The organism is Embleya sp. NPDC055664 (assembly GCF_053618075.1).
The window spans coordinates 1-20,003 of the sequence record NZ_JBSHGZ010000024.1 but is presented as its reverse complement, the minus strand read 5'-3'; the positions used below and the strand labels follow the sequence as shown (position 1 = coordinate 20,003).

Sequence of the window (20,003 nt, the reverse complement as noted above, 5' to 3'; positions counted from 1 at the left end):
CGACAGACCCGCCCCGCACGCGCCCGGCGGCAACAAGCGGCGCCCCCGGAACCACGACTCCACACGCGACGCCACCCCTCAAAGGGTCGGTCAGAACGGACGCCGTCGAAGGCACAGCACGGTCGCGGTGAGCAGCAGGGCGGAGAGCGTGACGTACAGGGTCGCTTCGACGAGTTGGAAGTGCCAGAAGCGAGTTGCCGGCTGGTAGGTCTCCCAGGAGCGCATGCCGTGGGATCGCAGGTATTCGACCAGGCTCGCGTCGTCCGCGTGGGCGTTGGCAATGCGGCGGAATTCGTCGTGGGACAGATGCCGTCCGGAGGCGTCCAGCCAGCCGTCGGACAGGATCCAGTCCCGGCGCGGCACCTTCTCCGAACGCGGAGGCGTGGGTGACCAGTAGCGGGTCAGCGGGTTTTGGTAGTGCGGCCTGAGGTAGTTCTCGGCCGGGAGCCGGACCGCGAGGAACACCGCGAAGGCGACGACGATGGCGGCGACCGTACGGCGGAGCAGCAAGCCGGCGAGGGCACCGAGGGACAGCGCGAACAGCGTGTACACCGCCAGTGACAGGCCCTCGGTATCGAAGGCCTGCGCCGAGAAGCGGCCGTCGACGGAAACCTTGTCCAGGGGCTCGCGGTACCAGGTGAACAGCCATGACATCGCCGCGCCGAAGAGCAGCGTGGCCGACACGATCAGCGCCGACTTGGTGACCAGCCACCGGGTGCGGGTGACGCCCTGGGTCCAGACCAGTCGCCACGTTCCGTTCTCGTACTCGGGGGCCAGCAGCGTCGCCCCGACGACCGCGCCGACCAGGCCCGGAATCACGTTGACCCAGGTGATCAGCCGTTCCGCCCGGGCGACTTCGTTGAAGTACGACCGGACCGTGAGCGAACAGGCGGGCGAGGGCGAGGTCTGATGGAGGCAACCTGCGACGTGCCGGTTGTACTCGTCGTGGAGGGATTGCCCGTGCATGCCGAGGAACACGCCGGCCAGGATCAACAGGCCGACGGCACTCAGCGCCTGGATCCGGTGTTGACGCCAGGTCAGCCAGATCACCGGGAACTCCATTCGGCAGGAGGAGAATTCGACGCCCGGCCTGTCGACGGGTCCGGAAGTATTCGAGGTTTACCGGGTGTTCCGGGTATCCCGGGCGCGTTGCCCGGCACCACCGGCTCCCCCTCCGGGAGTTCCAGATAGGCGAGTACCAACTCCTCCAACCCGACCGGCCGTGACTGCCAGTTCGGGTGCACCGGTGGTCGCTCGCCGATCGTGTGCACGAGCAACGTGCTTTGTCGTTCCGCCTGTTCGTGGCGCACCACGCCCGGTATGGACGTGCCGAGTTCGGTGCGCGGGCCGGTCAGTACCCGGTGCGAGGCGACCAGGTCGTCCACCGGGCCGGTCATCCGGACGCGGCCGTGGGACAACACCACGAGCCAGTCGCAGACCCGTTCCAGCTCGGCGACGACGTGGGAGGACATCAGTACGGTCAGCCCGTCCTCCACGACGGCCGCCAGCACGGTGGCCATGAACTCGCGTCGGGCCAGCGGGTCCAGACTGGCCAGTGGCTCGTCCAGGACCAGCAACGGCGCGCGCTTGGCCATCGCGAGAGCGAGGGCGACCTGGGCCTGTTGGCCGCCGGAGAGGTCCTTGGCGCGACGGCGCAGCGGCAGGTCCAGTTCGGCGAAGCGCCGTTCCGCGAGCGTCCGATCCCAGCGCCGGTTCAGCCTGTGGCCCAGTTCGAGATGGTCGGCCAGGGTGAGGTGCCGGTACAGCGGGTGGTCCTGCGCGACGAACGCCACCCGTTCCAGACCCGCCGCCACGCCCGCCCGCACCGGCTCGTCGAACACCCGGATCACGCCCTCGGTCGGCTCGAGGAGCGCCGTCACCAACTGCAGCAGGGTGCTCTTGCCCGCGCCGTTGGGCCCCGCCAACGCGATCACCGAACCCGCCGGCAACGACAACCAACAGTCGTGCAGCGCCCGGACCTTCCCATAACGCCGGCCCAGACGCTCGGTCTCCAGGGCCGGCGCCGCGCCGGCGAGAACCGGCTCGATGGACAGCGGCGCGCTCACGCGACGCCCTCGTTTCGAACCTCGGCACGAATCGTCGCGAACATCGCGGTGACCATCTCGTCGTCCAGCCCAGCCGCGTAGGCGTCGTGCACCCACCGCTGCAACGACCGCCGCAGCGCCGCGTGTACGCCGGGCGGCACCGGGGCCACCTCGCCGACGACGAACGTGCCCTGGCCGGGCTTGGCCGAGACCAGGCCCTCGTGCTCCAGTTGCCGGTACGCCTTGACCACCGTGTTCGGGTTGATCGCCAGTTCGGCGACCGCCTCCTTGACGGTCGGCAGTCGGTCACCGACGCGGATGTAGCCGAGCAGCAGCGCCTGTCGGACCTGCTGCACGATCTGCAGATAGGGCGGCACGCCGGTGGCACCGTCGAGACGTAACTTCAACACCCGACTCTCCGTTTCACTATGATGATAGTAAAAGTAGAGAGGCGAGAACCCCGAGTCAACTGTTCCCGGGAGGCTCGACCGCGCCGGCGGCCGCGGTCACGCGAGGATCGCCGGCCTGGTGCCGTCGCGTGGGGGATTCGGTGGGCGTGGTTGCCGTCAGCCACAGGCCCGTGAATACGGCGCTGATCAGGGTGATCACGCCGGCCACCAGGAACGCGCTGTTCAGGCCCGCCTCGAACGAGGCACCGTCGGACTGCCGCGTGCGCACGACGGCCCCGAGCACGGCCACGCCCAGCACGGCGCCGATCTGGCGCGTGGTGCTGCTGATGCCCGCGGCAAGCCCTCCCTCCTGCGGGTCGACCGCCTGGATGGCGGCGCCGGTGAGCGGGGACATGGTCAGGGCGAAGCCGATACCGACGATCGCCAGTCGCCACCACACGTTCCCGTAGCCGGTGTGGGCGTGCACGAAGCCCAGCGCCAGCAGCCCGAGTCCGGCCAGGGTCAGACCTGCGGTCACCACGACGCGGAAGCCGTACCGGGCGGCGAGCCTGCCCGCGAACGGGCTGACGATCACCATCGCGAGCGTGGACGGCAGGGTCTGCAGGCCGGCGCGCACCAGCGAAGTGCCCTGGACGTACACGAAGAACTGGGAGAAGAAGAACGTCGAGCCCATGAGCGCGAAGCCCACCACGACCATGGCGGTGTTGGACACGGTGAACAGTCGCCGGCGGAACAACCGCGGCGGGAGCACCGGATTGGCGCGGCGCCCCTCGACGACGACGAAGGCGGCGAGGACGACGACCGCGGCGGCGAAGCCGCCCAGGATCGGCGGCGAGGTCCAGCCGCGGCTGCCGCCCTCGATCAGGGAATATGTCAGCGTCCCCACGCCGAGGACGGACAACACCGTCCCGGGGACGTCGATCGCGGGCGCGTTCGGATTACGGGATTCGCCCAGAAGGCGCAGCCCGGCAGCCAGGAGCAGCACGCCGATCGGCACGTTGATCAGGAAGATGGCGGGCCATCCGAAGGCATCGGCCAACATGCCACCGGCCGGCGGACCCGCGGCCAGGCCGATGCCGCTGAAGCCGGCCCACAGTCCGATCGCCTTCACTCGTTCCTGCGGAACGGGATGGGCGGCGACGAGCAGGGCCAGCGACGCCGGGCTCAACGCCGCGGCACCGACGCCCTGGAGCACCCGTCCGGCGAGCAACCAGCCGACCGAGGGCGCCATGGCGCACATCAACGACGCGAGGGTGAACACCGCCACGCCGGACAGGAACACCCGTTTTCGGCCGAAGCGGTCGGCGAACACGCCGCCGGACAGCAGCAACATGGCCACCAGCAGCACATAGGCGTCGACGATCCATTGCAGGCCGGTCAGTTCGGTATGCAGGCGCTCCTGCATGTCGGGCAGCGCCGCGCCGACGATCGTGTTGTCGAGCAGCACCATGAACTGGCCCGCGCAGGTCGCAGCGAGCAACGCCGTCCGGCTCGATCGACCGCCTGCGGCCACAGGCAATGCAGCCATGCTCGTCCCCCTCTTTCGCCCGGTACGACCGGGCATGACCGACTTGCCGGCACAAAAAAGCCCGACAGGACCCACAAACGCAGCTGACTACTGCGTTAGAGAGGACTGTAAAGCGCATCCGCCCACTAACGCAAGCAGTGGCTGCGTTAAGGTGAGCGGATGGACGAGTCACAGATCGACGAGCCGCGGATGGATGAACCACAACGAGCCCGGCGGCCCGGCGGCCGCAGCGCCCGCGTGCGCGCGGCGGTACACCAGGCCGTCGCGGATCTGGTCGGCGAACGCGGCTACACCGGCTTCACCGTCGGCGAGGTCGCCGCCCGCGCGGGTGTGGCCGACACGAGCATCTACCGCAGGTGGGGCAGCCTGGAGAATCTGCTCGCCGACGTGACGAACTCCCGCCTCACCGCACGCTCGCCGATGCCCGACACCGGAAGCCTGTCCGGCGACCTCCACACCTACGCGGCCAACGTGGCCCGCGAAATCACCGGCCCCGACGGCCCGGCGGTGTTGCGCCTGACCATCGCGCTGTCCGACATGGACGAACAGGGCCTGCGGGCACGCGACGACTTCCTCGCCGAACGCTCCCGGCAACTGCAGTCGATGCTCGACCGCGCCACCGAGCGCGGGGAAAACCCACCCGACGCGCTGGACGTACTCGACCACGTCATGGCCCCGATGTACATCCGGGTCCTGTTCGGGATCGGCGCACTCACTCCGGAGTACATCGACGGGCTGGTCGACCGACTGTTGTCGTGACCCGCCGCCGGCCGGGTAATCCCACAATCGACCCGGTCACGAATCGACCCACCCCGCCTCGCCCACACTTCGCCGCACCTCCTGGTCGGACCGAAATCGGCCGGGCGTACACCCGATCAGACCCTTGAAGGTGCGGACGAAGTGGGGCTGATCGTGGTAGCCGGTCTCCGTGGCCGCCTCCGTCCACGACAGCCCCGCGTCATGCAGTCGCAACGCCGCGCGCAGGCGCAGGACTTGAGCCATGGTCTTGGGCGACGTGCCGATCTGCTCGCGGAAGCGCCGCTCCAGGCGCCGTACGCTCCAGCCGGCCGCGTCGGCCAGCTCGTCCACTCGCGCGCGTCCGTCCACCCGCACCAACTCCCGCCAGGCGTCAACGACTTCGGGACAACAAAGCGGACCGTCCCGGAGCCGGGCGGCAAGCAGGTCCTCGACCAAGCCGAAACGGCCCGACCAGTCCGGGCATTCGGCCAGGCGTTCGTCGAAGTGCCGCCCCGGCGAGCCGAGCAGGTGCACGGGGTCCAGCGGGCGGTCAACCCATTCGGCCATCGGGAGGCCGCAGATCCGGTAGGCCGCGAGCGGCGTCAGCAGCACGGTGACGCCCGCCAGGACACCGGTGTGCTCGCCGATCACGGTCTTCGTACACCCCCCGGTGACCATCGAGGTTCCGGACACGGCACGCCTCGGGTCGATCGCGTCGACCACCCGCACCGGTTCGCCGAACCCGATCATCACCCTGACGACCCCGTCCGGCACGACCAACCGGTGTCTGGTGCCACGGGCTCGGAGGCGGAATCCACGCAGGCCCAACACCTGTCCGCGCAATGCCGGATCCGCCCTTCGGGCCACGAACTCCCCTGCCTCCGCACCGTTTGCCGCAGGGCTCACCTCGGCGCGGACGGCACTCGTCGCGCTCCCACCACCGCGCGCTTCGGGGCGCCTGTCCCCCGACGGTCGACCGGCTTCTCGCATATCGACGCACAGTAGCGTGTCCGTCACGGCGCCGACGAGCCCGGAATCGGACCGTTTGGCTGCCGGAACGCGCCGCAGCCCCCACCGTGACGTATTCGTGCAATACACGCGCCCTCGGACCCGCCAATCTGGGACTCGGGCACGGCGATCCCGCACCGCCGGCTCCTCGGTCGCGAATCGGCCGCGAATCGGCCGCGGGGCGGGCCGCGGACGGACGAAGAAGTACCGATATCACCGCTTCGACCGACCGGCTGCCCGTCGACGGGGGGCGGGCAGCACCGGGGGGAGGGCGCTGCCCGCGCCCGCGTCGCCGATCCGGCCTCCCCGGCGAGCGGACCGGCGCTCGCGACCGGTCATGAACACCAAAACGCCCTCGGACGCGCCCGGGTCCTCGACCCGCGGCAGACACGAATCGCCACCTCGTGTGATGCCGCGCCCGATCCGCGGGGCCGCCGCCCGGGCCGAGGCACCACCCATGCCTCGGCCCGGAGCCGTGCTTGTCCTCATGCCCCCGGGAGGGAAGCACCGGGCAGCGAAGCCCATCCGGGCCCGGTGGGGACGATCGCGAACCCGTCGCGACGGAGCAAGCGGGTCGGGGTCGGGCAACGTTCGACGCGCGGGCCGGCAGGGCGTACCCGGCGCGACCTCGGCCCCGCTCGTCCGTGCCGAGATCAACGGCGAAGCGCGGAGCCGGGTGGTCGCGCCGGGAATCGTGCGCGGCCTCGGTGTGCTTCCGGGCCGCCCATCCGCAAACCCGCCGCCGGGCGTCAAGGCACCGTCACGACGATCTTGCCGCGTGCGTGGCCGAGGGCGCTGACGTCGTGCGCCGTGGCGATCTCCTTCAGCGGGAACACCGCGTGCAGCGGGACGGTGAGGCGGCCCGCGTCGGCCAGTTCGGCCGCCAGGGGCAGCCCGGCCCAGCCCGGCGACTCCCCCGCCTCGGAGCGGCAGAACCGCACACCGTGCCGAGCGGCATCGAAGTCCGCGATGGTCACCACCCGCTCCGGGTCACCGGCGATGGCCACAAGGTCGGCGAGAGAGCCCTTGCCCGCCGCATCCAGAACCACATCGACCCCGCGCGGAGCAAGCGCGGCGACCCGATCGGCCAGCCCCGCCCCGTAGGTGACCGGTACGACACCGAACTGCTCCAGAAAGCCGTGGTTGGCCTCGCTCGCGGTGCCGATCACCGCGAGGCCCCGGGCCCGGGCGAGTTGCGCCGTGATGGTGCCGACGCCTCCGGCGGCGCCCTCGATCAACAGGGTCATGCCCTCGGCGGCGGCCGACGCCTCCAATACCCGCGTGGCCGTGTCGATGTTGCCCGCGGCTCCACCCGCCTCCTCGAAGGACCACGACCGAGGCTTGGGCGCCCACGCCTCCAGCACGGCGTACTCGGCCGCGGCGCCGCCCTGATCCACGAAGGGAACGAGACCGAACACCGCGTCTCCCACGGCGGTGCCGATCACCCCCTCCCCCACCTCGTCGACGATTCCCGCGGCATCCATGCCCGGCGTATGCGGGAAGTCCAGGGAGACGAAGTCCCGCAGCCTCCCCGAACGCAGGTACCAGTCGGCAGGGGTGACACCGGTGGCCCGCACCGCGATGCGGACCTGCCCGGGCCCCGCGTGCGGCTCCTCGACCTCCTCGACCGCGAGAACCTCGGAACCCCCATAGCGGTGGTATTGCACGGCAAACACGGTCAACCTCCGTACACACGCCCGTCGTTCGGCGGGAGAGTTCACGGCCGCGCACCTTCGCGGCCGACGGTCGGCCGCGAAACACCGCGGCACCACGTCACGCTAACCCGCCAAACGGTCGACCCCTTCCGTTTGTGCTTAAGTGGGAGACATGCCTGCCCGACTGTCTCGGAACCCCCCTCCCAGCACCTCCGGCACCCCCGCGACGGGCCGAAGGGCCGACGCCCGGAACAACCGCGCCCGGCTCCTCCGAGCCGCCCGCGAGGCGTACGCCCTGGACGGCCCCGGCGTGTCCTCCGGCGCGATCGCCCGCAGGGCGGGCGTGGGTGCCGCCACCCTCTACCGGCACTTCCCCACCCGCGGCTCGCTGATCGCCGCCGCGTTCTCCGAACAACTCGCCCAGTGCGCAGCCGCCCTCGACGAGGCCCTCCGGGACGACGATCCCTGGCGCGGACTGCGCACCGCCCTCACCAAGGTCTGCATGATGCAGGCCCACGACCGAGGGTTCAGCGCCGCGTTCCTCGCCGAATTCCCCGACGCGCCCGACGTCCGGCGCGAGCGTGTCCGCGCCGAGGCGGGCCTGGCCCGGCTGGTACAGCGGGCGAAGGACGCCGGACAACTGCGCCGTGACTTCGACACCAGCGACGTCACCCTCCTGCTCCTGGCCAACAACGGCGTCCTGCGCGACTCCCCGGCGGACTCCGTCGCCGCATCCCGCCGCCTGCTCGCCTACTTCCTCCAGTCCTGCCGGCCATCGCCCGACACACCCCTGCCCGCCCCGGCCCCACTCCACCTCGACGACCTCCACCGGCCGGCGCATCGAGCGCAGTGAACGCCCGCACCGGTCGGCGTCGTCCGGGTCGCGGTCGTCGGGTCGCAGTGGCAGAACGCCGTGGGGCGGCAAGGCCCCACGGCACGAAACCTAACCGCAGTTCATCGTCACACTCGCGTAGAACACGTGGCCGCGATACGGGTCGTCGAAGACCTCGGAGACCTGCGGCGTGTCGGCCGGTTCGCAGGAGTAGCGGCCGTCCGTGCGCGCCGAGCCCTGGGCATCCTCGATCGCGGCTCGAACCGCGATGTCGGCGGTCGGGCCCATGCCCGCACCGCAGTACAGCGCCGTCCCGCTCGCCATCGCCGGCGCGGCGGCGGACAGCAGGGCGGCGGCCAACCCGGCCGCGAACAGTGCGCCCCGGGTCGGCCTCGTGGAAGTTGTCGCCATCGTCGATCCCCTCCTGATTCCGGCAGGGCCCCGACGGTGGGCCGGAGCCTGGAGTCTCCGTCACCTACACGGACGGCCGACGGCACGGGTTCACCGGCCGACGTTCACCCGTCCGCGTCCGCCCACCGGTCCAAAAGCATCGCCGGATCGTCGCCGCCGGGCGGTGGGATGTACCGCGCGCCCGGGGAGGCGTGTGCGGGCGGTGTGTAGGAGCCGCGATCGATCAGGCGGCGGATGTTGGCGCGATAGATCTCGTCGACGTCGGCATGGCCCGTCGGATCGTGATCGAGCCACAGATTGGCCGGGTGTACGGGGTGGTCGTACATCCGGCGGAAGAGTTCGGTGCGCAGGTCCTTCAGCCAGTTGGAGTTGAGGTTCATCGTCCGGAATCGGCGCAGCGCCTCGATGTCCACGATGCCGGCGACGAAGCTGTTCGCGCCGGAGACGGTGTGTCCGATCACGGCGCCGAGGTGGTCGACGATGTGCGAGTGCCCGCCGGCGATGTCGTAGGGGTGCCGGGCGTCGGGAGTCACGTACACCGGGCCGACGTTCGGGCAGACCATGTACAGGGAGTTGAAGTGCGCGTGGGCCCGGTTCTGCAGGAGCCACGTGCCGCCGGGGTCGGGGCCGGCCTGGGTCATCGGCACCGCTTCGCTGGGGCGATACACCACCTCGGCGCCGTTCAGCGCCAACGCCCGTACCGCCTCCGGGTATTCGCCGTCGCTGCAGCAGATCGTGCCGATGTTGCCGATGTCCGGGGTGCGCAGCACCGGGTAGAAGGCGTCGATCCCGTCGCCGAACACCTCGACCCAGCGGTCGTAGACGTCGTGCGGGGTGCACGAGCGCTCGCGGCACCAGACGTGGTTCTTGGCGGCGCGGTGCACGATCTCGCCGTCGGGGGAGATCACGAACAGCACGTTGAAGTAGCGGTCGGGCACGATCTCGGGCCAGCGGGCCTTGCACTGGACGACGAGGTAGGTGCCGTAGTGGCGGGCGAGGGCGGCGAGGCGGTCGGTCTCGGGGCCGGGGATGTCGATGAACAGGTCCCGGGCGGCCCGGACGTGCGGGAGGTCGAAGATCTCGTCGGTGAAGCCGGTGAGCGCGCCCTCGGCGAGCGCGATCAGCTTGACCGGCATGTTGATCCCGACGGTCGAGACCGCGGCGTGGATGGCGTCCTCGATGGTGTCGAGGTTGCGGGTGATGTGCCGGCGGGCGCCGATGCCGTGCACGATGGTCGACAGTCCGACGGCCATGTACGGCGCGATCGGTTCGGAACCGCTCATGCGCCGCACCAATCGATCGCCGCGAGCGCGTAGGTACGGGCCGCGCAGATGATCTCGTCGACCGCGCAACGTTCGTCGTAGGTGTGCGCCATGGCCAGTTCACCCGGACCCAGGCCCACGGTCGGAATACCCGCCCGGCAGAGCCAGGTGGCGTCGGTCGCGGAGGGGAACGCCTCGATGCCGGGCCGGGCCGCGTATCGACTGTCGTGCCCGGCCAGTTCGCGCGCGCCGACCACGACGTTGCACAGCGGATGGGTCGGGTCCACACGCGAGCCGGGATAGCACAATTGCCAGGTGACCACGGGCGGGTGGTCGCACAGCCACGGGTCGGTGGCGGCGACGTGCGCGATGTGGCTCTCGATCTCCGCCCGAATCGTGTCCTGTTCCTCGGCCGGCGGGTGGAACACCGCGTAGACCATGCTCATTTGGTCCGGGATGAACGCGCCGCTGCGGGAGTGTCGGGCGCCGCCGTCGAGGGCGCCGGGGGCGATGGTGAACTGTCCGGATTCGAAGAGCGGGTCGAACTTGGTGACGGCCCAGTCGTGTTCGAGGCGTCGCAGGGCCTCGTGGATCACCAGTCCCCGGTCGATGGCGCTGACCGCGATCGGGTCCCGCGTGCCCTGCCCGCGCAACATGCGCCCTCGCATCGACGAGTGCGCGCTCTTGCCGACCACGTCGACCTTCATCACCAGCACGCCGGGGGTCGCGGCCATCACGGTCAACGGCCGAGCCGCGCCGGTGGGTTCGGCCACGATCGCGCCGTCGGCGGTGTAGCCGCGCGCGAGCACCATCGAGGTGCCCATGTGGTGTTCGAGGTTCTCCTCGCCGACCACGGCCTGGAGGATCAGGTCGCCGCGCAGCCGCACCCCGGCCTCGCGCAGCGCGCGGGCCGCGAACGCCTGCGCGACCAGGCCGCTCTTCATGTCCGCCGAGCCGCGCCCGTGGATCCAGCCGTCCTCGATCGCCCCGTCGAACGGGTCGCCGGAGCGCCACGCGGCGGGGTCGCCGGGCGGGACGACGTCGACGTGACCGTTGAAAATCAACGAACGGCCGCCCCCGGTACCGCGGATCACCCCGACCGCGTTGTCCCGCCCGGGGTCGACCGCGAACACGTCGACCTCGGCGCCGGCGTCGGCGTACACGCCCGCCAACAGGCGAGAGACCGCGCCCTCTGCGCCCACCACGTCGGCGTAGTCCTCGCCGGGGAAGGTCGGCGTGACGCTCGGGATGCGGATGGCCGCGGCGACGGTGGCCAGCAACTCGTCGCGCAGGCCGTCGATTCGGGTGAGCACCTGCTCGTGTGCGGTCATCGGCCGTTCTCCGTTTCGGGTTCGTCGCCGGCGTCCGCGAGGTCGCCGCTGTCGTGCACGGTGCGTCCGCCCAGGAGGGTGCGCAGCACCCGCGTGTCCGCGAGGTCGTCGATGTCGCAGCGCAAGGGGTCGCGGTCGACGATCGCGATGTCCGCGTGGTGACCGGGTACCAGGGCTCCGATGTCCGGCCAGTCCAGCACCCGGGCTGCGCCGGTGGTCCACATCTCCAGTGCCTGGGCGCGGGTGAGGACCTGGTCGGGACCGGCGTTGCGGTGAGCGGAGCCGGCGAACTCGTGCGTCTGAGCGAGTTTGATCTGCTCCCACGGGTTCTTCGGTCCCCAGTCGGTACCGCCGCCGAGGTCCAGGCCCGCGTCGAGCAGTCGGCGCAGGGGGACGAGATCGCGCCACACGTGCTCGCCCATCCGCTCCCCGTACATCCGGCCCTTGCCCCAGGCGAAGCCGACCGACGTGGTGACCTGGAATCCGAGCGCGCGGTAGCGGCGGACCTGGTCGGGGGTGATGGTGATCGCGTGTTGCAGGATCCAGCGCCGATCGCGGAAGTCGTGCTCGCGGACCACACGTTCGGCGATCGCGAGGAAGTCGTCGTGCTCGCGGAAGGCGCCCATGCACATGTTCGCGCGGATGCCGCGCTCGGCGCAGAACCGGACGAACAGTTCCTCCTTCTCCAGGGACAGGAACCGAACTCCCCGGGTGGGCCGCCCGAACGGGTCGGGGTAGGGCTCGTGTGTCGCGAAGTAGCCGGAGAAGCACGGCCCGCCCGGGCTCATGGTGATGCCGTCGACGCGCAACAACTCGTCGTCCCGCTCGCAGGGCTGTGCGGTCAGCCGCTCCAGGCGGGCCCCGAAGTCGGCCGTGGTCAGCGGCTCGAACGGGCTGAAGATGACCGATTCGATGTCCGGCGCGGTCAGCACGCGGAAGGTGAGCAGCCCCTGGGCGCGCAAGTGCCGGTAGACGTCGATGTGTTCGGGTTCCATCGCGTGGCCCTCGTACACGGTGGTCACCCCCCGCGCGGTGAAGCGGGCCATCTCGTCGAGGGTGCCCTGTACGGCGCGGGCGGGGTCGAGCGGGGGCAGTTTGCTCAGGATCTGGGACCAGAACGGGTCGTACGTGTAGTAGTTGGTGACCGGTCCGCGCAGGATGCCGGTGAGTGCGCCGTCGTCGTCCTTGTCGATCTCGACGTCGCAGACGCGGTCGGGGATGAAGGCGCTCAGCCCGACGGCGCGCAGTCCCGCGCTGTTGAACGCCACCACGTTCGGCATGCGCGGCGCCCATGCCTGGATCAGCACCGGGTGATCGGCGGTCGCCGCGTCCAGGGTGTGCCGGTCGGGCAGGCGCCGTTCGGCGAGGTCGGCCGACGAGCGCCGGACGAAGTAGTGCGGTTCCCCGACCGGCGTACACATGATCCACTCGCCCGGGGGCGTGTGTGCCGCGTGCTCGCGGATCCGGGCCACGATGTCGGCGTGGTCGACGGCGTCGGTCAGGTCGACCAGGCCCGCCGCCAGGCCACCGAAGTGCAGCACGTGCGGGTGGGTGTCGATCAGACCGGGCAGCACGGTCGCCCCGGCCACGTCGATCGTCCGCGCGCCCGGACCCGCGAGGCTCGCCATGTCGCGGGCGCCGCCGGTGGCGAGCACCCGTCCCGCCTCGACCACCAGCGCCTCGGCGTCCGGCGCGGACCGATCGAGGGTCAGTACGTTGCCACCGGTGATGAGTGTCCTGGCCATCCGCTGCCTCCGCTCCGACCGGCGGGTCCGGTCATCGGGTGAAAGTAGGCGCGGACGCGGTGGGGCACATCGATCCAACGGTTGACACCCGACCTTGACCCCCGGCTTCGGACGCGGTTAGGTTCCTCCTGCCTCCCTTCGACCTCCTCGTGTCGATCTCTTCCGGTCGGCCACCTCGGTCGGCCCCTCCTCGACCCTTCCTTCGGACGAAGCGGGCGGCCCCGATGCACCCCACGCACCCCAGCGGCACACGATCCACCGTCGGCCCGCGAAGCGTCGACGAGTTCAAGGCGCAGACGATGGACTTCCTGGCCGAGTCGGTCTCGGCGACCGGGATGGTCTTCTATTCCGTCGACGCGGGCCTGAACGCGGTCGGCCACGTCTTCCGGGCCATTCCGCCGGTGCGCAATGTCGGCTACCTGAGCCATTTCCATCTGCTCGATCCGTTCCACCCGAGGCGGTTCGCCGCGTCGGACACCCCGCTGGCGACGCTGTTCGACCTGGGGGAACGGTTCGACGCGTCGGACTACTACCGGCACTTCATGCGTCCGCTCGGGATCCGCTACGAGGCCGAGTTGTACCTGCGCCACGATGGCCGGCTCGTGGGGGGTGTGTCGCTGTTGCGGGACGCGCGCGAGGGCGATTTCACCGCGCGCGAGCTGCGGTTTCTCCGCAAGGCGCACCCGTACGTGGAGTATGCGTTCGGGGCGTGGCAGCAGCCGGCGGCCGATCCGGCCCCCGAGGCGGCCTGGGAGCTGACCGCGCGCGAGGCCGAGGTCGTCGCCCTGCTGCTCGACGGTGCCACGAACGCGGAGATCGGCCGCGTGTTGTCGATCGGCGTGCCGACGGTCAAGAGTCACCTTCAGCACATCTTCGACAAGACGGGGCTGCGGTCCCGGGGCCGACTTCTGGCCCACATGTTGCGGGACCGGCCGGCGGATCGGGCGGCGCGCTGACGGCGGGCCCGGACAGGGCCTATCCGTGGCCGGCGCAGTGGCGCAGGATCGCGGGGCGCAGGCGGGTGTGCTCGAAGTCGTCGTCGGGTGTGGCGAGTTGTTCGAGGACGAGGCCGTTGAGCAGGGTCAGCAGGTCGGCTGCGGCGGCCTCGGGTTCGGCTGCGCCCACGGCCGCCAACCGGGCGGCCAGGGCCTCGCGTTGTACCGCCCCCCACTCCGCCAGGGCCGGGCGCAGCTCGGGTCGGCGGGCCACCTCCAGGAACAGCTCGTATCGGGCGATGCTCGCGTCCCGATCGCCGGCGACGGTGTCCGTCAGGTAGCGGGCGAGCCGGGTGGCGAACTCCTGCGGGTCGGCGGTGGCCGAGCGCCGCAACACGGTACGGATCTCGTCGATCTGCCGGGCCGCGAGGCGGCGCAGGGCCTCGTCGAGCAGCTGCTCACGGGTGCCGAAGTAGTAGCGGGCGGACCCGTGGGTGGTGCCCGCCTCGACCGCCACGGCGCGGTGCGTAACGGCCCGGGCGCCGTCCCGGGCGAGCAGCCGCACGGTGGCGTCGAGAAGGGCCTCGCGCCGCGCCGCGCCGCCGGCCGATCGGGGTGCTCGGACGGGAGTGGACATGGGGGCACCCTAGCGCGTGTCTTCACCTGCTTCCCCGGCACGCCGATGCACGGCACCGAACGCCGCGGAGCCCGACGGGAGATTGAAGACACGCGCTAGTTCCCCGGCAAAGTTTTCTCCATCTGGAGAAAACTGGTGCTACGGTCTTCGCGAGGAGGCGGGAAGAGAGGTGGGAAGAGCGGACGCGCCATCAGGCGTGGGAATGGTTCCGGGAAGGGCGGTGATCACCGCCCGGCGGTCGGATGCGGTCAGATGCGGTCGGCTGCGATCAGGAGGTACTGGAAGGAGCCGTTGCGGTAGGAGTTGAGGAAGGCATCCTCGATGCCCGTGGTGAGGGAGGACGTGGCGCGCAATTCCCAGTAGGGCAGCGTCGCGGGCGTGAGGTCGATGACGGCCTGGGGCACGAAGCGGTTGTCGGCCATCGCCCGCAGATACTCGCGACGCGAGTGGATGTTGCACTCGAAGTGGGCGTTGATCTGCGACACCCACTTGGAGGGTTGCCCGTAGACGGGGTTCCAGCAGCCGGTGATGGTCACGTACCGGCCGCCCGGGGCGAGGATGCGGGCGTGTTCGGCGAACAGGTCGTGCAGGTCGACGTACATGCTCGACTCGTTGTTCCACGAAGCCCGCGCCTGCCCGCTCGCGAAGGGCATGTCGAGCATGTTGCAGACATGGGCGCGCACGGAGGCGTCGATGTCGAGTTCGCGGGCGCGCCGGTTGGCGAACTCGGCCTGCTTGACGGACAGGGTCACGCCGTCGACCGCGCATCCGAAGCGGTGGTGGGCCATCACCATGGAGCCGCCACGACCACAACCGGCGTCCACCAGCCGGGCGTCGCGCCGAATCGGCCCGAGATGGTCCAGGAGCAGATCGGCCTGCGCGGACTCCAGTCGGTGCAGTTCGGCGATGAGCTTGCTCTCGCGGTCGCTGCCTTGGGAGCCGGCGAACGCGGAGTCGTCGACGGCCCCGATGCCGTAGTGGTGGTGGTAGAGGCCGTCCACGTCACCGAGGCGCAGGTTCACCGGCCGCGCCTCGTGATCCCAGTAGTGGGCGATGTCGCCCTGGTAGGGCGTCGCCGGGCCGGGGATGGTCACCGAGATGGCGGGTTGGGCTGTCTGGGTCACGATGGATCTCCTCATTGGTTACCAGAAATCGGGCAGGCCGTAGCGATAGGTATTGGTCTGGTGCCAGTGGTGGTTGCCGTCGACCCACACCGCCACCCCGCGCAGGAAGCGGGACACCTGGGGCACGGGACACGCGAGAGCCAGCGCGGCGGCTTCCGCCTCGAAGGCACGCATCAGCTCGTTGTGCACCTCGATGGCCTTGAGGAACGCCTCGCGCTCGTCGAGACCTTCGCGTTCGGCGAGCACCACGGGCAGGTTCATGTGCCGCCCCGGGGCGGCGAGTTCCTTGGTGTACGAGTACAGGTCGTTGACGATCGTGGTGGCGTTGGAGGCCAGCGCGATGACACGCTGCATGTCCGGCCGGGCGTGCAGATCGGCGGGCAGTTCGTACCCGCCGACGGTGTCGGTGATGGTGGGACACGGACGGAAGTTGTTGAACTGCCGCATCGCCAGGTACTCCCACACCTCGGGCACGTACTCCGTCTGCGCCCACGCCGCCTCCGCGAGATAGCCCAGATGCAGACGCGCCATGTCGTGCCGGAACCGGTCGGCCCGAGAGGGGCCGGCGAGCCGCAGGAAGTAGTCCATGGCGGAGCGGTACGCCCGCCGCGGGGCGTCCCCGCGCAGCGACTGCGCCCAGGGGCCCTGGTATTCCGGCGTGGTGTGCACCGGATCGAGCGCGGTGTGCGCCATGAGGAGGCGTCCGCCCAGGCCGACCGGTGAGCCGCCGTGGTCCTCGCAATAGCAGTCGTCGAGGACGTTCTCCGCGGCCATCAACCGGGTGGCGACCATCAGGTGCTCGATCGAGGGCGCATCGGGATGGCACGCGACCATGTACCTGCCCAAAGAGAAACCGTCGAACTGCTCCTCCCACTCGGGCGGGAACAGCGCAACCTCGTCCACCGCCCAGTCCTTGATCCGACGACCGACCTCCGCCACCCGCACCTCGTCCGGCTCACCCACCGGGTGGTAGTACAAGCCCGGAATCTCCCGGCACGGCATCGATGGTTGCGCGCGCTGCCCCAAGTGCAGACCCGCGGTCCCCAGGCCCCTCGGGCCGCGCAACGCGCGCTCCCATACGTCGCGGGCCACGACGTCCCGGGCGCCGGCGTCGGGAGCTTCGGGCTCGGCCGCGGGGTGGTGAAGGGCCGGGCTCTCCCGGGGCGGCTCCGGCGGTCCCGGGCGCCGCGCCGCATACAGGGCGGACGTACCCAGGCCGCTCGGGCCGCGCAGCACCCGCTCCAGGACCTCGCGAGTCGGATCCGGATCACCCCGGACGCCGTCCTCGGGCGCGGCGCGGAGTGCGGCGGGCGCCGCCACGGCCCGTGGGCCCGGTGTCGGCACCGGATGGAGCGAGTGATCGGGCATCCGTGACTCCTTGGGTGATCGGATGGAGGGTTTGCCGAAAGTCGGGAATACACGGCCGGTGGTCCGGGAAAACGGCGGAAAGTAAATTCCGTATCCGGTCGACGGGGCCGCCCCTAGCGTCGGGGCGATGTGATTGTGCGAGGCGTGTCTCGTCTGCGGCGGGTCGAAATGGACGATGGGCGGAGAGCGTCCTTTTCGCATCCGGGAACAGGTTAGGGCGACTCCCCGATTCGGCGAGGAGGAGGGGTCGATTGTCATTCGATGTAGTGAACTTTCGGTCGCATGTTTGCCGGGCGCACACCGTGGATGACCTGTGCATCACACGCCTGCGATCGGGTGGCATCCCGACCGGCGGGGCTTCGGCGGGCGCACGGGCGGACCCGGACGGCCGCCGGGGATCCGCCGGGTTCGATCCGGTGGAAAACGGGTGATGCATCGCGATCCGGAAGTGCGACGAGCGATTCCGCTTTCCTGCTTCGCGCCGGAACGAAACCCGAATCCTTTCCATGAACGGTGTCGTCGTGTTTAATCGGTCGAAATCCCGTTCAATTGCCGCACGTCGGGCGCGCTATTCACTCTTTCGTGTAGTAGCAGATTCACCCTCGTTGTTGTCAGGCTGTTCCCGTCTGCTCCAAGCTCGGGAGGAAGAGGCGCTTCATGTCGGTCGACGCAAATCCGCAGCCATCCGCGGATCGGGATCGGGAACGGAAACAACAGAGCCTTGACACCGCGGCGGCGCGGAATCTGGCGACGACGACCAAGTCCGTCCCGCAGATGCAGGAGATCAGCTCCCGCTGGCTGCTGCGGATGTTGCCGTGGGTGCAGGTGCAGGGCGGTACGTACCGGGTGAACCGGCGGCTGAGCTACGCGGTGGGCGACGGGCGGGTCACCTTCGTGCAGACCGCGGGCCGGGTCGAGGTGATCCCGGCCGAACTGGGTGAGCTGCCGGCGCTGCGGAACTATCCCGACCAGGCCGTGCTGACGGAGCTGGCCCGGCGTTGCGAGCAGCGCGAATACCCGGCGGGCGCGGTGCTGGCCGAGTCCGGGGCGGACGTCGAGCGGGTGTTCCTGCTGGCGCACGGACGCGTCGACCGAGTGGGGTCGGGGCCGTACGGGGGTGTAACGGTTCTGGGCGCGCTGGCGGACGGCGCGTACTTCGGCGACGAGTGTCTGACTGCGGCGGAGCCGACCTGGCCGTGCACGTTCCGGGCGAGCACGCCGTGCACGGTGTTGGAACTGACCCGCGCCGACGTGGACAACCTCGCCGAGCGGGCCGAGTCGCTGCGCGCCCATCTCGACGGCGTGGCGCGGATCCCGAAGCAGCGGACCAACAAGTACGGCGAGGCGCCGATCGATCTGATCGCCGGCCATGTCGGTGAGGCGGTCCTCCCGCACACCTTCGTGGACTACGAACTCGCGCCGCGCGAGTACGAACTCTCCGCCGCCCAGACCGTGCTCAAGGTTCACACCCGGGTCGCGGACCTCTACAACGAGCCGATGAACCAGACCGAGCAGCAGTTGCGCCTGACCGTGGAGGCGCTGCGCGAGCGCCAGGAGTACGAGTTGGTCAACAACAGCGAGTTCGGGCTGCTCGCCAACTGCGACCACAGCCAGCGCATCCAGCCCCACGACGGCGTCCCCGGTCCCGACGACATGGACGAACTGCTCTCCCGCCGCCGCGGCAACAAGTTCTTCCTCGCGCACCCCAAGGCGATCGCCGCCTTCGGACGCGAGTGCAACGCGCGCGGTCTGGTCCCGGATTCGGTGGACTTCAACGGGCACCGGATTCCGGCCTGGCGCGGTGTGCCCATCTTCCCGTGTGGAAAGATCCCGCTCACCGAGCAGCGCACGACGTCGATCATGTGCATGCGCACCGGCGAGGACAACCAGGGCGTCGTCGGCCTGCGGCAGGACGGCATCCCCGACGAGATCGAACCGAGCTTGTCGGTGCGCTTCATGGGCATCAACGAGCAGGCGATCATCTCGTATCTGGTCACCGCCTACTACTCGGCCGCGATCCTCGTCCCGGACGCGCTCGGCATCCTGGAGAACGTCGAGGTCGGTCACCGCCGCTGACCGGGGAGGGCGGCGCTATCGTGGTGGGCAAAGTGCTGCCGAGGCGCGGAGGTCCGGATGGCCGGGTTCGAATGCCTGTGTGGTCACGGACGTTCCCGGCACAGCGGGCCGCCCGAACGCCGGGGCGGATGCCGGACCTGCACGTGTGCGGAGTACGTGTACGCGGCCGAAGCCGTCGCCCAGTCACGCCTGCCGGCCGCGACGCCCCCGCAGGAGGAACGCAAGCCGCATCCGAGTTGCCCGCTGCAAGACCCCGACTGCATCGGCTTTCACCCGACGATCGGCTGGTAGCGCCCGCGTGCACGGGTGTACGGACGCGTGTCGAGAGCGGAGGTTGTGATGGGGGCTGCCGCGGACGCGCCGAACCACGCGCGGCGGATGGGCATCGTGCCGGCCATGGCGGTTCGGGAACTGGGCTGGGACGACGACACCGATGACGAAATCCGCGCCGACATCGAGGACACGATCGGCGGCGCGATGGTGGACGACGAAACCGACGAGGTCGTGGACGCCGTCCTGCTGTGGTGGCGAATCGGTGACGGCGACCTGGCCTGCGAACTCATCGATATGGCACGGGCCTTGGCCGACACGGGCGCGATCTGGGTGCTCACCCCCGCGACGGGCAAACCCGGCTGCGTCGACCCGAGCGAGATCGCCGAGGAAGCGCACGCGGCCGGCCTCGTATCCGTGGCTTCCGTCGCCCTCGGGGCATGGTCCGGCAACCACTTCGTCCGACCCGAACCACCCTCCGCATAACGCCGGTTCGTCGCGTCCGGGTGTGCGGCTCGCGCCACGGCCCGGCCGACCGCTCGGGGCGGGGGGGCGGGGCCGTTTGGGGGGTTACGTACCATTGGTAGGGAAACCATGTGTTAGTGGAACCGGGTGGTGTGAAGGGGTA

General features: G+C 70.3%; 19 protein-coding genes. 6 read left to right on the top strand and 13 right to left on the bottom strand.

The window, feature by feature from the left end; translation table 11 throughout:
• Nucleotides 1-90: 90 nt before the first annotated feature.
• From ACWGR4_RS30985 to ACWGR4_RS30970, 4 genes are read right to left on the bottom strand one after another with little or no spacing between them, the layout of a single operon-like run.
• Nucleotides 91-1,062: an ABC transporter permease subunit gene (locus ACWGR4_RS30985; RefSeq protein ID WP_452134281.1), complete on the bottom strand. Its 972-nt coding sequence runs from the start codon at nt 1,060-1,062 to the stop codon at nt 91-93.
• Nucleotides 1,047-2,066 (bottom strand): ABC transporter ATP-binding protein, encoded by a 1,020-nt coding sequence (locus tag ACWGR4_RS30980; protein ID WP_380006144.1) that lies wholly within the window; start codon nt 2,064-2,066, stop codon nt 1,047-1,049. Before ACWGR4_RS30980 ends, ACWGR4_RS30985 begins: the two co-directional genes overlap by 16 nt.
• Nucleotides 2,063-2,455 carry a GntR family transcriptional regulator gene (locus ACWGR4_RS30975; RefSeq protein WP_380006142.1) on the bottom strand — a complete coding sequence of 131 codons (393 nt, stop codon included), beginning with the start codon at nt 2,453-2,455 and terminating at the stop codon, nt 2,063-2,065. The genes ACWGR4_RS30980 and ACWGR4_RS30975 overlap by 4 nt, the downstream gene beginning before the upstream one ends.
• Nucleotides 2,456-2,510: 55 nt before the next feature.
• Nucleotides 2,511-3,983 (bottom strand): MFS transporter, encoded by a 1,473-nt coding sequence (locus ACWGR4_RS30970; protein ID WP_452130947.1) that lies wholly within the window; start codon nt 3,981-3,983, stop codon nt 2,511-2,513.
• A 189-nt stretch (nt 3,984-4,172) separates the two neighbouring features.
• Between ACWGR4_RS30970 and ACWGR4_RS30965 the strand changes: the two genes are divergently transcribed.
• Entirely contained in the window at nt 4,173-4,742 is a 570-nt protein-coding gene (locus tag ACWGR4_RS30965) for a TetR/AcrR family transcriptional regulator (RefSeq protein WP_380006849.1), read from the top strand.
• Between the two features lie 36 nt (nt 4,743-4,778).
• On the opposite strand, the gene ACWGR4_RS30960 is transcribed toward ACWGR4_RS30965, so the two are convergent.
• Together ACWGR4_RS30960 and ACWGR4_RS30955 are read right to left on the bottom strand one after the other, a co-directional pair.
• On the bottom strand, nt 4,779-5,495 hold the full coding sequence (locus tag ACWGR4_RS30960; RefSeq protein ID WP_452130946.1) for a helix-turn-helix domain-containing protein: 717 nt from the start codon (nt 5,493-5,495) through the stop codon (nt 4,779-4,781).
• 983 nt (nt 5,496-6,478) lie between these two features.
• Complete coding sequence (locus ACWGR4_RS30955) at nt 6,479-7,405, bottom strand: NADP-dependent oxidoreductase (RefSeq protein ID WP_452130961.1); 927 nt, start codon at nt 7,403-7,405, stop codon at nt 6,479-6,481.
• Between the two features lie 151 nt (nt 7,406-7,556).
• Between ACWGR4_RS30955 and ACWGR4_RS30950 the strand changes: the two genes are divergently transcribed.
• Complete coding sequence (locus ACWGR4_RS30950) at nt 7,557-8,237, top strand: TetR/AcrR family transcriptional regulator (protein ID WP_452130945.1); 681 nt, start codon at nt 7,557-7,559, stop codon at nt 8,235-8,237.
• Between the two features lie 90 nt (nt 8,238-8,327).
• Here the strand turns inward: ACWGR4_RS30950 and ACWGR4_RS30945 are convergent, their stop codons facing one another.
• The 4 genes from ACWGR4_RS30945 to ACWGR4_RS30930 form a co-directional block, all read right to left on the bottom strand.
• Nucleotides 8,328-8,627: a hypothetical protein gene (locus ACWGR4_RS30945; protein WP_452130944.1), complete on the bottom strand. Its 300-nt coding sequence runs from the start codon at nt 8,625-8,627 to the stop codon at nt 8,328-8,330.
• Between the two features lie 104 nt (nt 8,628-8,731).
• Nucleotides 8,732-9,910 carry a nitrilase-related carbon-nitrogen hydrolase gene (locus ACWGR4_RS30940; protein ID WP_452130943.1) on the bottom strand — a complete coding sequence of 393 codons (1,179 nt, stop codon included), beginning with the start codon at nt 9,908-9,910 and terminating at the stop codon, nt 8,732-8,734.
• On the bottom strand, nt 9,907-11,220 hold the full coding sequence (locus ACWGR4_RS30935; RefSeq protein WP_452130942.1) for an ArgE/DapE family deacylase: 1,314 nt from the start codon (nt 11,218-11,220) through the stop codon (nt 9,907-9,909). The genes ACWGR4_RS30940 and ACWGR4_RS30935 overlap by 4 nt, the downstream gene beginning before the upstream one ends.
• Nucleotides 11,217-12,965, bottom strand: coding sequence for an amidohydrolase (locus ACWGR4_RS30930; protein WP_452130941.1), 1,749 nt, complete (start codon nt 12,963-12,965; stop codon nt 11,217-11,219). Before ACWGR4_RS30930 ends, ACWGR4_RS30935 begins: the two co-directional genes overlap by 4 nt.
• A 224-nt stretch (nt 12,966-13,189) precedes the next feature.
• Here ACWGR4_RS30930 and ACWGR4_RS30925 point away from each other — a divergent pair, with 224 nt between their 5' ends.
• Nucleotides 13,190-13,921, top strand: a complete 732-nt coding sequence (locus ACWGR4_RS30925) for a response regulator transcription factor (RefSeq protein ID WP_452130940.1) — start codon at nt 13,190-13,192, stop codon at nt 13,919-13,921.
• Nucleotides 13,922-13,940: 19 nt separating this feature from the next.
• Here ACWGR4_RS30925 and ACWGR4_RS30920 read toward each other — a convergent pair whose 3' ends face one another.
• The 3 genes from ACWGR4_RS30920 to ACWGR4_RS30910 form a co-directional block, all read right to left on the bottom strand.
• A complete protein-coding gene (locus tag ACWGR4_RS30920) occupies nt 13,941-14,537 on the bottom strand; it encodes a TetR/AcrR family transcriptional regulator (RefSeq protein ID WP_452130939.1) in 597 nt (198 codons plus the stop codon).
• 248 nt (nt 14,538-14,785) lie between these two features.
• Entirely contained in the window at nt 14,786-15,661 is an 876-nt protein-coding gene (locus ACWGR4_RS30915) for a geranyl diphosphate 2-C-methyltransferase (RefSeq protein WP_452130938.1), read from the bottom strand.
• Between the two features lie 18 nt (nt 15,662-15,679).
• Nucleotides 15,680-17,029, bottom strand: coding sequence for a family 2 encapsulin nanocompartment cargo protein terpene cyclase (locus ACWGR4_RS30910; RefSeq protein WP_452130937.1), 1,350 nt, complete (start codon nt 17,027-17,029; stop codon nt 15,680-15,682).
• Between the two features lie 657 nt (nt 17,030-17,686).
• On the opposite strand from ACWGR4_RS30910, the gene ACWGR4_RS30905 reads away from it, so the two are divergent.
• The 3 genes from ACWGR4_RS30905 to ACWGR4_RS30895 are packed head-to-tail and all read left to right on the top strand — an operon-like array spanning nt 17,687 to nt 19,861.
• Nucleotides 17,687-19,105, top strand: a complete 1,419-nt coding sequence (locus tag ACWGR4_RS30905) for a family 2B encapsulin nanocompartment shell protein (protein WP_452130936.1) — start codon at nt 17,687-17,689, stop codon at nt 19,103-19,105.
• Nucleotides 19,106-19,162: 57 nt separating this feature from the next.
• Complete coding sequence (locus tag ACWGR4_RS30900) at nt 19,163-19,396, top strand: hypothetical protein (RefSeq protein ID WP_452134280.1); 234 nt, start codon at nt 19,163-19,165, stop codon at nt 19,394-19,396.
• 48 nt (nt 19,397-19,444) lie between these two features.
• Entirely contained in the window at nt 19,445-19,861 is a 417-nt protein-coding gene (locus ACWGR4_RS30895; protein WP_452130935.1) for a DUF3052 domain-containing protein, read from the top strand.
• The last annotated feature ends 142 nt before the right edge of the window (nt 19,862-20,003 follow it).